At 55.9% G+C, this 13,138-nt stretch carries 11 protein-coding genes; all 11 read left to right on the top strand.

What is annotated here, in order from left to right; genetic code table 11:
- Window positions 1-177: 177 nt before the first annotated feature.
- The 11 genes from HMPREF1986_RS08915 (at window position 178) to HMPREF1986_RS08865 (ending at window position 12,881) form a co-directional block, all read left to right on the top strand.
- The gene (locus HMPREF1986_RS08915; protein WP_021774501.1) at window positions 178-906 is read left to right on the top strand and encodes a helix-turn-helix transcriptional regulator; all 729 of its coding nucleotides are present in this window, start codon (window positions 178-180) and stop codon (window positions 904-906) included.
- A gap of 189 nt (window positions 907-1,095) precedes the next feature.
- Window positions 1,096-1,992: a transporter substrate-binding domain-containing protein gene (locus tag HMPREF1986_RS08910; protein WP_021774500.1), complete on the top strand. Its 897-nt coding sequence runs from the start codon at window positions 1,096-1,098 to the stop codon at window positions 1,990-1,992.
- Between the two features lie 55 nt (window positions 1,993-2,047).
- Complete coding sequence (locus tag HMPREF1986_RS08905; protein WP_009214630.1) at window positions 2,048-2,743, top strand: amino acid ABC transporter permease; 696 nt, start codon at window positions 2,048-2,050, stop codon at window positions 2,741-2,743.
- A 298-nt stretch (window positions 2,744-3,041) separates the two neighbouring features.
- Window positions 3,042-3,524 carry a GNAT family N-acetyltransferase gene (locus HMPREF1986_RS08900; RefSeq protein WP_021774498.1) on the top strand — a complete coding sequence of 161 codons (483 nt, stop codon included), beginning with the start codon at window positions 3,042-3,044 and terminating at the stop codon, window positions 3,522-3,524.
- Window positions 3,525-3,702: 178 nt separating this feature from the next.
- Window positions 3,703-6,636, top strand: a complete 2,934-nt coding sequence (locus HMPREF1986_RS08895; protein ID WP_021774496.1) for a TIR domain-containing protein — start codon at window positions 3,703-3,705, stop codon at window positions 6,634-6,636.
- Window positions 6,637-6,645: 9 nt separating this feature from the next.
- Entirely contained in the window at window positions 6,646-8,454 is a 1,809-nt protein-coding gene (locus HMPREF1986_RS08890) for a hypothetical protein (protein WP_021774495.1), read from the top strand.
- A gap of 89 nt (window positions 8,455-8,543) precedes the next feature.
- On the top strand, window positions 8,544-9,155 hold the full coding sequence (gene ruvA / locus HMPREF1986_RS08885) for a Holliday junction branch migration protein RuvA (RefSeq protein WP_021774494.1): 612 nt from the start codon (window positions 8,544-8,546) through the stop codon (window positions 9,153-9,155).
- Window positions 9,156-9,164: 9 nt separating this feature from the next.
- Complete coding sequence (ruvB, locus tag HMPREF1986_RS08880) at window positions 9,165-10,175, top strand: Holliday junction branch migration DNA helicase RuvB (RefSeq protein WP_009214635.1); 1,011 nt, start codon at window positions 9,165-9,167, stop codon at window positions 10,173-10,175.
- Between the two features lie 39 nt (window positions 10,176-10,214).
- Window positions 10,215-10,601 carry a cell division protein ZapA gene (locus HMPREF1986_RS08875; RefSeq protein WP_009214636.1) on the top strand — a complete coding sequence of 129 codons (387 nt, stop codon included), beginning with the start codon at window positions 10,215-10,217 and terminating at the stop codon, window positions 10,599-10,601.
- Complete coding sequence (locus HMPREF1986_RS08870) at window positions 10,598-11,944, top strand: peptidase U32 family protein (protein WP_021774493.1); 1,347 nt, start codon at window positions 10,598-10,600, stop codon at window positions 11,942-11,944. The genes HMPREF1986_RS08875 and HMPREF1986_RS08870 overlap by 4 nt, the downstream gene beginning before the upstream one ends.
- Window positions 11,889-12,881 (top strand): U32 family peptidase, encoded by a 993-nt coding sequence (locus tag HMPREF1986_RS08865; RefSeq protein WP_021774492.1) that lies wholly within the window; start codon window positions 11,889-11,891, stop codon window positions 12,879-12,881. Before HMPREF1986_RS08870 ends, HMPREF1986_RS08865 begins: the two co-directional genes overlap by 56 nt.
- The last annotated feature ends 257 nt before the right edge of the window (window positions 12,882-13,138 follow it).

The raw sequence follows: 13,138 nt of genomic DNA, 5'->3' as shown, positions 1-13,138 counted from the left end.
CTGCCGCACTAATCACTTAGTGCGACAGCCCCTTCTCAGGAGTATCATGTCAGCGGGAAAAGCATCCAGAGAGATTTCGATGAGATCCGCGCTTTTCTGACGCAGGAGGGGGAGAAGGAAGGAGCGGTCCGTGAGCTTATTTATGATAGGGAGGAGCAGGCGTATCGCCTGAGTCTTATGGATGCGGGAGAATTCTCCAGAGAGGAGATCCTCGCGATCGGCAAGATCCTTCTGGACAGCCGGGCTTTTCAGCGGGAGGAGATGCTTCCGATACTGGATAAGCTCCTTTCACAAGGGAGCAAAACGGGACAGGAAACCGCGAAGAAGCTTCTCGCGAATGAACGCCGGCATTACATCCCCCCGAAGCACGGAAAGCTGCTTCTGGACAGAATCTGGGAACTGGGGAAAGCCATAAAGGATTATGAACTTTTGGAGATCCGATATCGGAGACTGAAGGATAAGGAGCTGAAGGAAAGGAGAGTGAAGCCGCTCGCACTCCTTTTCTCCGAGTTTTATTTTTACCTTCTGGGAGAGATCGTGGGGCTGGAGAGGGAATTTTTGTCTAAGGGCAGGAGCATGAGCGCGATGAGTCCCGCGATTTTCAGAGTAGATCGGATCGAGGAGCTCCGACATACGAAGGAGCATTTCCCGATGCCCTATAAGGATAGATTCGAGGAGGGAGAATTCCGAAAAAGGGTGCAGTTTATGTACGGCGGAGAGCTCAGGCGGATTCGCTTTTGGTATCGGGGCCTGTCCCTGGAATCGGTACTGGATCGTCTTCCGACAGCGAAAGTGCTCGAGGAGAGGGATGGTGCCTATCTGATCCTCGCAGAGGCTTACGGGAGCGGAATGGAGATGTGGCTTCGCAGCCAGGGGAATGCGGTGGAGCTTCTGAAGGAGGAATGATATCCTGTGAAATTTATAACTCCCTATAAATGCAGGCATTTATGAGAAAAGCCGATTTGTCCTCCGCGCTGTAAGAGGCTACAATGAGAGGAAAAGCGCATCGGATTTTCCGGGAGTTTTCGATCTTTCAGTGCATTGGATCGGTCTTCCGGACAGTCCGGATATTTCAGGACGGATGAGGGGACTTATATGCGAGGGAAGAGGCTCTTTACGGCATTGTTTCTTATGGCGGCGGCGGTCTTTTTTACTGCTTCCTGCGGCACGGGATCCGGAGGGAAGCAGTCTTTGGGAACGGAGGCTTCCGGGGGTGAAACCGGAGGAAAACAGTCCGCAGAAGGCGTTTCCGTATCGAAGGAGGACGGCGGGGATCGGGTAATCACCGTCGGATGTGAGGCCACGACGCCGGGCTGGGTGCAGACGGATGAAAACGGGAAGCTCTCCGGTTATGATTATGATGTCTGGCAGGAGATCGGGAGGAGAATCGGCTATCAGATTGATTATAAGGTCATGGAGTGGAATAGCCTCTGGCTCATGCTCGGGGACGGGCGTCTCGACTCTGTCGGTGAGCAGATTTCGTATAATGCGGAGCGCAGCGAAAAGTATGAGCTTTCTGAGCCCTATGCTTATAATATTTATTCCCTGCTGTGCGCAAAGGACAATGAGAAGCTGAAGTCCATGGAGGATTTGAAGTCCGGTATGACGATCTCCTGCGAGACCAATACCAGCGATGACCTGATCGTTGCGGCGATCGACAAGGAGTTCGGCATTGCGCTTAAGCCCATGTATTACAGCGGGATGTCCGTCCAGGATGTGGCGCTCGGAAGATGTGATCTCTGGCCGAGGGCCTATACCTCCTGCGTGAATACGGTGAAGGAGGTGGACAATCTCAGGATCCTCGGAAATACGAATGTCGTGGAGACAAATGTATTTCCCTTTGCCAGGACGGAAAGAGGGGAGAAGCTCTGCGAACTGGTCTCCGGAGCTCTTCGGGAGATGAAGGAAGACGGAAGCCTTAAGAAGATATCGGAGAAGTGGTTCGATATGGATATCAGCATCAAGCCGGAGGGCGCGGAGGATCTGAATTAAACTAAATAAGAGGGAGAAAATACAGAGAAGATACAGAGAAGATACGGAGAAGCTTATGGATTGGGTATTTGCGGAGAGCTGCACGAAGGCGATCATGAGGGCTCTTCCCATTACATTGGAGCTGACGGCAGTTTCATTTGTATTGTCCCTGCTCCTCGCAGTGTTCATCGCGGTGATCGATTATTTCAAGGTGCCTGTGCTGAGGCAGTTTTTTGCGCTCTACGTATCCTTTTTCCGGGGGACACCGCTGCTGCCGCAGCTCTTCCTTTTATATTTCGGCATTCCGACCTTCATAAAGCCCTTGAGGAGTATCCCGGCCATCGTGATCTGTACGATCGGGCTCACCTTGAATGCGGCGGCCTACATGAAGGAGGTGGTCCGCGGCGCTCTCCTCTCTGTGCCGGAGGGGCAGAGGGAAGCGGCATTGGCGCATGGGATGAGCGAGACGCGGACCATGACGCGGATCGTGCTGCCGCAGGCTGCGAGGGTCGCGATTCCTTCTCTTTTTAATAATCTTGTGGACATCGTAAAGGGAAGCTCCATGGCCTTTACGATCGGCGTGGTGGAGATCACCGCAGCGGCAAATCTCAGGGCCTCGGTGACCTTCAATTATTTTGAGGCATATATGATTCTTATGCTGGTGTACTGGCTGATTATCCTGCTGCTGGAGCGCCTGGAGAGCGCGGCGGAGAAGCATTTTGACAGGATCTACAGCTCGGACTCCGCCTCCCTTCGAAAGACTTCCGTCTAAAGCCCGGGTATCCATGGAATGTTCCCGGATTTTTAAGATTTTCCTCTGCCTGCTCTTTTCCTTTAGAATCTTTAGAATCATAAAAAAGTTGTAAAATGCGCTCCGACAAGGTATGCTCCTAAGGAAGATTCCTGCGCGATACCAAAAAATCTTCCTTAGGAGCTGTTTCGCGTGGAGATCACTGTTTTGCGTGGAAATTACCGCTCCCCCGGAAAATCCGGGGAGAACTGTCGGGAGTTTCCGAAACAGGGAAGAATATCAGGGTATGCCGAAGGCATGATAGGATGGAGGATAGTATTTGGACATAAAGATAGTACCCGCTTATCATCAGAGGGAAGAGCTGAGAACGTTGTTTGAGGAATACACCAGGCTTTTGATCGAAAGGGATGCGTCATTTAAAAAGTACCTTGATCTTCAAAACTATGAGGAAGAGATCGATCATCTGGATGGAAAGTATGGGCTTCCCTATGGGAGAGTGTATCTGCTCTACTGCGATCGAAAACCGGCGGGCTGCATAGGGCTAAGGAAGATCGATGATCAAAGCTGTGAGATGAAGCGCCTTTATATACGCCCCGAGTTCAGGGGCAAGAGGCTTGGGGAAATTTTAGTGGAGAGGATCATAGGGGATGCGAGGGAGATCGGCTACTCCCATATGCTGCTGGACACACTTCCGTTTTTGCAAAGCGCGCTTCGCCTCTATAAGAAATTCGGGTTTTATGAGATAGAAAGCTATAATAATAGCCCGATGAAGAATTCGATCTATATGAAGCTGGATTTATAGCGGGGGAAGATCGGAGAGCGGATTCGGCTCGGCTTAGCGCTATAGGCGGGGAGTGGTATCGGAGCGTCTTAGCGCCAGGGGCGGGAAGCGGTATCGGGGCGTCTTTTGGCAGCGAGCCGGCTTAAGGGGAAGGAGAGAGGCAGGGGAGTCTGGAGGATGCCGTGAGAGGGAGTGAGCTATGGCAAAGGGAGAGAGCGCAGAGTATAAGTACGATGTCTTTATCAGCTATCGCCATGTCAGGCCAGATGCGGATATCGCGAGGAGTCTCCACCGGCTTTTAGAGACCTTTCCCATTCCGAAATCTCTTCGTTCCTCCGGATGGCTCGGGAGATCCTTTCTCGACCGGGAGGAGCTTACGGCCGGGGATCTCACGGATTCCATCCGGGAGGGAATCGGAAGGTCGAGATATCTGATCTCTGTCTGTTCTCGCAGGACGAGATTCTCTCCCTGGTGCCTGAAGGAGATCGAACTCTTTCGGAGCCTTCACGGGGATGAGAGGATACTGGTGCTCCTTTTGGAGGGAGAGCCGGAGGAGGTCTTCCCGGAGGCGCTGAAGAGCTTAAAGATGAGTAAAGGGGGGGAGGAGCGGAGGAGGGAGCTTCTCGCGGCGGATATTCGGACGAAGGCGGTGAAAAGCCCTGATTTTTGCGGCTATGAGAAGCTGAGCTCCCCGGAGCTTGGTATCTTCCGGAGGGAGGCTCTGAAGCTCCTTCGGGAGACGGAGATCTACAGGCTTATGGCGGGGATGCTCGGAATCAGCTACGGGGATCTTAGGCAGAGAGGGCGGGAGAGGAGGCTTCGGCTTTTGCTTTCGATCAGCGGAATGGTGCTCGGCGTGAGTCTCATCTTTCTATTCTGCCTTTGGAATCTCTACCGCCGCTCCGTCCGCTCGGAGCGAAGGGCCAGGCAGCAGACCGCGATTATGATTCTGAACTATGCGGACTCGGCTCTTGCAAAAGGAGATCGGCTCTCCTCTCTTTTGATCGCGGACAGGGCCATGGACTATGTCTCGGATTCCATGGAGGAGATCGATTATATCCATTCCCTGAATTATTCCATCCTGAACAGGGCTTTGCTCCGGGAGCCCTACAGCGGACTCTCCCTCCTTAAGACCGGAAGGGAAGGCCCGTTTTATGCTGCCCTAGAGGGAGGGAAAAAGCTTCTCGTGATAGGGGAGGACAACGGGATGGAGCTATGGGATATCGAAGGGGGTTTTCGGGAGAGAAGCTGTTCTGCGCCCTTTCCTCTGGTGAGCCTCGCCGCGGATTCGGAGAACGGCATTGTCGTGAGCAATTCCTTCGACGGGGAGCTTCTGCTCTGGGATAAGGAACTGAAACGCTGTCAGAGGATCGGAAATACAGGGGAGAAATATTATACGGAGATGGGGCTTGCGGGCGGCGGGAAATTCCTGCTGGGCTTTCGGAGTCTCTCCGCCTCTCCCTGCCTCGAGCTTTGGGATATCGAGGGGAAAAGGATTGTCTATACGAAGGAGCTTGGGGAGGGGAAGCAGCTTCTCCAGGTGCTTCCTTCTCCGGACGGCTCTTCCCTCGCATTCGCTCTCTCGGACAGCTCCGTCATCGAAGTCGGGCTTAAGGATCTGGAGGAGAGAGTCTTACTGGAGCCGGAGGAGGGGAAAAGCTCTGCGGGGAGGACGATGCTGTATTCCGAGGACGGAAGGTATCTCTACCGCTGCCTGGAGGACAGCCTTTCCATTGTGGACAGGGAGAATCCTTCGGAGAAAAAAAGCGTGGAGCTCTCCCTTCGCTGCCGCTCTATACGGGGCTATGGGAACTACCTCTATCTTTTGGCTTCTGCCGGCTCGAAGATCCTTCTTTTTGACAGGGAGAGCATGGAGGAGACGGGCTTTCTGATCGGGAAAAATGCCCGGCTGTCCAATTTCGAGATCAATCCCGAAAATGGGGATGCTGTCGGGGTCTGGGAGGATCGGAGCGCGGCCTTTTGGTCCGGGATCGACTATCATTCGAAGGAAAATAAGATTACGGGGGAGATCAGGGAGATGCAGGATGCCGATTCCGTAAAGCTTTCCTTTACGAGGGACGGAAAGTATCTGATCCACTCCGCAGCGGATGGGAGCATCCTGCTTTTGGACGCTGTGGGGAGCGGAAAGCGCAGGGAATGCCGGGGGAGACTGCTTTCGCAGAGCAGGAATCGAAGCTATACTCTGCATACGGACGGGGAGAGGCTCTATCTCTTCCATACCGGGGAAGGGAAGCTGCTCCGTGACTGGGAGCTTCCGGAGGAGGTCAATCCGGAGTTCAATGTCTTTTCCCTGAATTCTACGGCCACGGTTATGGCGGTGAGCGATACCCTGTCGGCCAATCTCAGCCTGGTGGACATCGCTTCCGGAGAAGTGCTCTCGGAGACAGAGTCCCGGAAGAAGTCCGCGGGGGAGGGCGTCATGGTGACGGGGATTCAGTTTTCGAAGGACGGCTCCTCGGTATTTGCGGCCTTTTCGGACGGAGTGGTGGAGAGCTATGACGGGAGGACGGGAGAGCCGAATGGCTTTCGAAGGGAGCTTGAGAGCGGCATTGTGTCTATCGTCCTCAGTGAGGAGGACGATGCCATTGCCGTGAATACGGCGGAGCACCGCTGCCGGATCTTTTCGCTCCCGGATGGGGAAGAGGGAGAGGAGCTCCCGGGGGAGTGCTACAGTCTCTACAGGGAAGGCGGGAAGTGGAATGCGCTCGGGATTACCGGGAATGACATCTTCCGCTATACGGAGGGAGAGGAGATCCATATCGTCCCGACCAATAATTTGAGGCAGGGGATGGGAAATGAGAAGCTTAACAGCAATTCCATCTCTCCCGACCGGCGCTATCTCATCACTAATACCGGGGGAGACATGGTTATGACGGATGCAAAGACCGGAGTCTATATCAGAAGCTTCGGAAGGAGAGATGCCGAGCGCCCCGTGAGCGGGAGAGCGTATTTTACAGAAGACGGAGAGAAGCTCATCTTTGACAGTGGAACGGAGAGCTCTTCTTTGGAGAGGGTCTTCCGGGAGGAGGAGCTTTCGGCTCTTTCGGAAAAGGCGCTCAGAGGGCGGAGCCTCAGCGATGAGGAGCTTTCGAAAATCGGAAGATCACAGTAGGAGGTCAGTATGCGGAATTACTGGATCGGGAAGCTCTCCCGCAGCAGGAAGCGGCTGATGTATTTCCTGCTCCTTTCGGGAGGGATACTCGGGGCGATCGGCTCTTATCTCTACTATGGGTCTCAGCTTTCCGGCTGGAGGCTTTGGCTTTCGGTCCTCTTCAGCACCATAAAGCTCTATTTTTTCGCGCCGACCATAGGGCTTACGGAAAAGTATTCTGTATTTTATGAGATCGCGAAGTGGCTTTCCCCCCTTGGTAGCCTTCTTGGCATCGTGAATGCCTTCGGAGTGCTATGGCATCAGCTCTCCTACATCAGGAAGAGCCTTTTTGCGAAGCGGTATCTCGTCTTCGGGGAGGGCGAGAGCGCCTACCGGCTTTTACGGAATCTCATCCGGGAAAATAACGGGGTCGGAGCCATGATCGCGGGCTCTGACTGTCCCTATGACAGGAACTTTCTGATCGGAAAGGGGATCCGGAGGCTTTCCCCGGATCTCTCCCGGGATCCTTCCGCCCTTCTCCGGGAGGAGCTTGGGGGAAGAGGGGACTGTGCTGTGATCTTCTTCGGGGAGGATATCGAAAATTTCAAGAATATGCGGCTCTTCCATGATCGGGTGCTTCCCCTTCCGGGCCGCTGTCACATGGTCCTTCGCTCCCGCTCCCATCTTCTGCAGGCGATGATGGAGAGAAGCATTGACAGCATGAAGAGGGCAGAGATCAGCTTTTTCAATATGGAGGATGCTGTCGCGGGGCAGCTGATGGAGGCGCTTTGCCGGAGGGAGGAGCTTTTTCGGAAGGAGGCGGCTCCCTCCGAGGCGGCTGATTTTGAGGCGCTCTGCGGGGCAATCGGGAGTCTTCACGTCCTGATCCTTGGTTTTGGGAGGCTGGGGGAGGCCGTGCTCCTTGCGGCTTTGAACAGCCTGGTCTGTAATCCCATGGAGAACAATCATTTCACGATCGCGGACAGGGAGGTCGAAAAGCGCCTCTCGGAGCTTACGGCGGAGTATCCCTTTCTCGGAAAGACGGCGGAGCTTCACGCGCTTACGGCGGATATCCTCGGGAAGGACTTTCTCTCTCTCATCGAGGAGGCGGATCGGAGGAGACGGATCGACATCGTCGTTTTCTCCCTCGGTGAGCTTTCCGACAATCTCATCTTAATGGAGCGGCTGAAGGAGCTTTTCAGGGGGAGGATTGCGGCCTTAAGGATCGGGGATCCGGAGAGCTTCTCCGCGTTTTTTGAGAATTTCTCGGGCTATTACGGCGCCCTCATCCCCTTTGGGATCGAGAGCAGGGTCCTGAATACGCAGTGCGTCTTGGAGGATCAAAGGAGAGAGGCGGCGATGGACTTCAATGCCCGCTACCATGCGCTTTCCTCTGAAATCGTCTCGAAGGAAGGGGCGAAGGAGAGCAGGAGAGAGCTGTGGGAGGAGCTCAGTCTTTTAAAGAAGGATTCCTGCATGAGCCAGATGCTCCATAAGGAGATGAAGGAGCGGGTTCTCCTGCATTTTCTCCCCGGGGAGGAAAAGGAAAAGCTTCTTTTACAAAAGCTTAAAGACTGGGAGAGGAAGCTTCAGAGTCTTTCTCCTTCTAAGAGGACGGAGGAGATCGAGAGGGATCCTCTGATGTGCTTTATGGCGGCGCTTGAGCATAAAAGGTGGTGCAATTTTTATTATCTTAAGGGCTTTCGCTATTCTAAAAAGAAGGATGAGGAAGCGAGGACGCATGACTGCCTGATCCCCGACTGGGGGGAATTTCTCCGAAGCGATAAGAGGGATACCATCGTCTATGATCTTCTCGCTTCGCTCAGCATAAGGGAGTGAGAGGGGCAGGAATCGGGGGAGGCGCGGGGCCTTCTTTTATTTGCCATGCCCTTCGCTTTGTGCTAGACTGTTATGGATCGAGGTGCGAGATGATACGATATGTGAGGGGAATCCTCCGGGAGCTTCGGGAGGGAATGGTGCTTGTGGAGGCCGGGGGACTTGGCTATGGAATCCGTGTTCCGGCCTCTTTGCTTCCGGCACTTCCTCCCCCCGGAGAAGAGGTGAAGATCCATACTTATTTTTCCGTGCGGGAGGATGCGATGGAGCTCTTCGGCTTCCTCACGGCGGAGGACCGGGACATCTTTGTCCGCCTGCTCGGTGTGAGCGGGATCGGGCCGAAGGGAGCGCTCGGGATCCTCTCGGTCCTCCGACCGGAGGAGCTTCGGAGGGCGATCTTTTCCGGGGATATCCGTTCGATTCAGGCCGCGCCCGGAATCGGGAAGAAGACGGCGGAGCGCCTGATTCTGGATTTAAAGGATAAGATCGATCCCCCGGATTTTCTCCCCGCTTCCACCGATGGGGAGATCCCAGAGGGCGGGGAGGAGGCTCTTCGGGACAGCGCGAAGGAAGCGCTGGAGGCTCTCCTTTCCCTGGGATACGGCATGGCGGAGGCGCAGAGGGCGGTCCGGAGGGTGAAGCTCACAGAGGATATGACGCCGGACGATGTCTTAAAGCAAAGTCTTCGGCATCTGGCGTTTTAAGGAAGGCGAATGGAACGAAGGATCATCAATACGGAGGAGAGCTCGGAGGATCGGAGCTTTGAGCCTGCGATCCGGCCGCAGCTTCTTTCGGATTACATCGGGCAGAGAAAGCTGAAGGAGATGCTTTCTGTCTACATCCGGGCCGCGAAAAACCGCGCGCAGTCCCTCGATCACTGTCTTTTCTACGGCCCGCCGGGACTGGGGAAGACGACGATCGCAAACATCATCGCGCATGAGCTCGGGGTGAATATCAAGGTCACGTCCGGGCCGGCGATCGAGAAGCCGGGGGAGATGGCGGCGCTTCTCAACAATCTCTCCGAGGGCGATGTGCTCTTCGTGGATGAGATCCACCGCCTGAACCGGCAGGTGGAGGAGGTGCTGTATCCCGCGATGGAGGACTTCGCGATCGACATCATGCTCGGAAAGGACGCCTCCTCCCGCTCCATCCGACTCGAGCTTCCGCACTTCACTCTAATCGGGGCGACCACCAGGGCGGGGCTGCTCTCCGCTCCGCTTCGGGACCGCTTCGGCATCATCGCGAAGCTGGAGTTCTACGAGACAGCGGAGCTGGAGGAGATCGTTCTCCGTTCTGCCCGGGTTTTGAAGGTGGAGATCGAGCCGGAGGGGGCGAGGAGGATCGCGCTCCGCTCCCGGGGGACACCGCGCCTGGCCAACCGTCTCTTAAGGAGGACGAGGGATTTCGCGGATATCCGCTACGAGGGAAGGATCACGGCGGAGGCCGCGGACTATGCGCTGGACATCCTGGATGTCGACAGGCTGGGCCTCGATCAGAATGACCGGAGCTATCTTCTCACGATCATGGAGAAGTTCAGCGGAGGTCCCGTGGGACTTGAGACGCTCGCCGCCTCTCTCGGAGAGGACAGCGGGACGATAGAGGATGTCTATGAGCCCTATCTTCTCATGAACGGGCTCATCATGCGGACACCCCGGGGAAGGGTCGCGACAGAGCGCGCGTATCGGCATCTGGGGCTTCCGCATCAGTCCAGCCTGGAGCTTTAGGGGCGGGATCTTGAGATTAGAGGGACAGGAGAGAGGAAGATGGCGGAGAAGAACACAGTGGAAGTGGTGATCGACGGAAAGATTTATGACTTAAGCGGTTCGGAGTCAGAGACCTATCTCCATGAGGTGGCGGGCTACCTGAATGCGAAGATATCCAAATTCAAGAAGGAAGTCCGGGATTATCACAATATGGATGCGGAGCTCCGGAATCTTTTGCTTGAGGTCAATATCTGCGATGATCTTTTCATCGAGAGGGAGAAAACGAAGAAGGCGGAGCGGGAGATGCAGGAGCAGGAGCGGGAGAGCTACGCCGCAAAACATGACCTCATCAATACCCGGATGAAGCTTGAGGAGGCGAAGCGAAAGCTTGAGGAGGCGGAGAGGAAGCTCGCCCTGCTCTCGGAAAGAGAGGGCAGCGCGGGATGAGCCTCCGCGCGGAGCTCCTCGCACCGGCGGGCTCCTTTCTCTCGGCGAAGGCCGCGGTCAATGCGGGAGCCGATGCGGTCTATATGGGAGGCCGGAGATTCGGCGCGAGGGCCTATGCCGTATCCGCTTCCTCCGGGGAAGAGGATATGCTGATGGAGGCGATCGAGTACTGCCATCTCTTCTCCGTGAAAGTCTATATGACACTAAATATACTCTTTAAGGACTTTGAACTTAAAGAGCTTTTTTCATACCTAAAGCCCTATTACGAGGCGGGGCTTGACGGGGTGATCGTCCAGGATCTCGGCGCGGCTTCCGTCATACGAAGGGACTTTCCGGATCTTAAGCTCCACGCGAGCACGCAGCTTGCAATCACGGGGCCGGAGGGAGTCCTCCTCGCAAAAAGGCTCGGCTTCTCCCGGGCCGTGCTCGCGAGAGAGCTAAGCCTTGAGGAGATCCGGAGGATCCATGAGAGGACAGGGCTCGAGCTCGAGGTCTTCGTCCACGGCGCGATGTGCTACAGCTATTCCGGCGCCTGCTTCATGTCCTCACTCCTTGGCGGAAGATCCGGGAACCGGGGGAGGTGCGCGGGGCCCTGCCGGCTTTGCTATGAGACGGGAGGGAAGAAGGCCTTTTATCTCAGCATGAAGGATATGGAGACACTGGATCTCCTGCCGGAGCTTCTCTCTGCTGGCGCGTATTCTCTGAAGATCGAGGGGAGGATGAAGTCTCCGCTCTACACGGCGGGCGTGGTATCGGTCTATCGGAAATATCTCGATCTCGCCCTCTCCGGGCGGGACTTTTCCATTGAGGAGGGGGACAGGGAGATTCTCCGGGAGATGTATGACCGGGGCGGGGTGAGCAATTACCTGAAAAGGCGAAACGGTCCGGAGATGCTCTCTCTCTCGGAGAGAGCCTTCCGGGCAGAGAGAGCGGAGATCTCGGAGCCGATCCGGGAAAACTATCTGAAGCGGGAGCGGACGCTTCCCCTTTCGGCAGACTTTTACGTCTCTCCCGGGGAGAGAGCTTCCCTCTCTCTCACGCTTCTCTCCGGAGAAGGTGAGGAGATTGGGGAGATCCGCATTGTAAAGGAGACGGAGGAGATCGCGGAAGCTGCGGAGGGGAGAGCACTTCTCCCAAGGGAGGTGGAGGAGAAGCTTAGGAGCTGCGGCGGGAGCGGCTTTCGGCTTGAGAAGCTCTCCCTTCGGATGGAGGGGGCTCTTTTCCTCCCCATCTCCTCGATCAAGCGCTTAAGGAGAGAGGCATTTTCCGAGCTTAGGAGGGCCATACTTGAGAAGAGACGGAGAAGGACGGGGGAAGCCGGGCAGGGAGAAGCGCGGGGATAGGAGCCGGAATCGAGATCGGGATAAGGATCAGAGTAAGAGGAGCCTTAAGGGAAGAAGCAGAGAGGAAGGGAAGAGGAAGAAGGAGGAGAGAAGAGCTCTTCCGGCTGCGGTAGCTTTCCCGCCGGGGGCGGAGCTTCGGGTCAGCGTCACGAGCTATGCGCAGCTTCTCGCCGCGCTCTCCGTGGAGAGCACAGCGCTCATCTACTTGGACGAGGCTTCCTTTTCGGACAGTGAGCTCCCCGGGCTTCTCCGAAGGATACGGGAGCACGGCAGGAGAGCCGGTCTCAGGCTTCGGCGGATTGAGAGGACGGACCGGGGGAGAAGCTCCCGGGAGCTTCTTGAGAGGCTGCTCCCGGAGGGGCTTTTGCAGGCAGTTCTCTACCGCTCGATGGAGCAGCTTTCTCTCCCTTTTGAAGAAAGCCTTAAGAGAGATTTAAATCCCCTGGAACAGGTTTTCGATTATACTGTTTATGCCTGGAACCGGGAGGCGGCCTCCGTCATGCGCTCCCTCGGAGCAGAGCGTCTGACCTATCCGATCGAGCTGAAGCTTCCCGAGCTTATGCGCTGGAAGGAGGAGATGGACGAGCTTTCCCTCCGGACAGAGCTTCTCGTCTACGGACATCTTCCGATGATGGTGAGTGCAAACTGCATTCAGAAGACAGCCTGTCAATGCCGCCGCGGGGCTCCGCTTCGCTTCCTTAAGGATCGGACGGGGAGAGAGATGCCGGTGAGGATGTACTGTAAATACTGCTATAATGAGATCTATAACCCGGACAGCTTCTGGTGCGGAGATCTCAAAGAGGAGCTCTCGAAGCTTCGGGCGGACAGCCTCCGCTTTGATTTTTCGGCAGAGTCCGCTGAGGACTGTGAAGCGATCCTCCGCGGGAGGCCGCCGCTTCGCTATACGAGGGGACGGCTTCGCTCCGGAGTGGAGTAAATCTCATGCCGTTTTAAACGAAGATTCGCCGGATCGGCTCCGTGAGCGGCGCATTTCTCCCGGCATCCCCCGGGATGCGGCGTATCGGATGGACCAGATTATGGGCTATGGATCGGAAACGGCAGCACTTGGGTGCGGGGCCTGTGAGATAAGGAGCAAGGCAGCCGGAGAGAGTGTTTTTCGCCGGATGGATAACGTCCTGGATGGGGCCCGGCCGCAGGATCCGCTCGGGGATCATCGGAGTGTCCCGCGCTTTA

Origin of the sequence: Oribacterium sp. oral taxon 078 str. F0263, from assembly GCF_000469565.1 — a bacterium.
Classification (GTDB): domain Bacteria; phylum Bacillota; class Clostridia; order Lachnospirales; family Lachnospiraceae; genus Oribacterium.
This window is presented reverse-complemented; position numbering and strand designations above follow the sequence as displayed.

Bases quoted from the DNA above. Each gene is read 5' to 3' on its own strand.
- HMPREF1986_RS08910 (WP_021774500.1), top strand. From the start codon at position 1,096: ATGCGAGGGAAGAGGCTCTTTACGGCATTGTTTCTTATGGCGGCGGCG.
- HMPREF1986_RS08875 (WP_009214636.1), top strand. From the start codon at position 10,215: ATGGCGGAGAAGAACACAGTGGAAGTGGTGATCGACGGAAAGATTTAT.
- ruvB (WP_009214635.1), top strand. From the start codon at position 9,165: ATGGAACGAAGGATCATCAATACGGAGGAGAGCTCGGAGGATCGGAGC.
- HMPREF1986_RS08905 (WP_009214630.1), top strand. From the start codon at position 2,048: ATGGATTGGGTATTTGCGGAGAGCTGCACGAAGGCGATCATGAGGGCT.
- HMPREF1986_RS08895 (WP_021774496.1), top strand. From the start codon at position 3,703: ATGGCAAAGGGAGAGAGCGCAGAGTATAAGTACGATGTCTTTATCAGC.
- HMPREF1986_RS08915 (WP_021774501.1), top strand. From the start codon at position 178: ATGGATGCGGGAGAATTCTCCAGAGAGGAGATCCTCGCGATCGGCAAG.
- ruvA (WP_021774494.1), top strand. From the start codon at position 8,544: ATGATACGATATGTGAGGGGAATCCTCCGGGAGCTTCGGGAGGGAATG.
- HMPREF1986_RS08890 (WP_021774495.1), top strand. From the start codon at position 6,646: ATGCGGAATTACTGGATCGGGAAGCTCTCCCGCAGCAGGAAGCGGCTG.
- HMPREF1986_RS08870 (WP_021774493.1), top strand. From the start codon at position 10,598: ATGAGCCTCCGCGCGGAGCTCCTCGCACCGGCGGGCTCCTTTCTCTCG.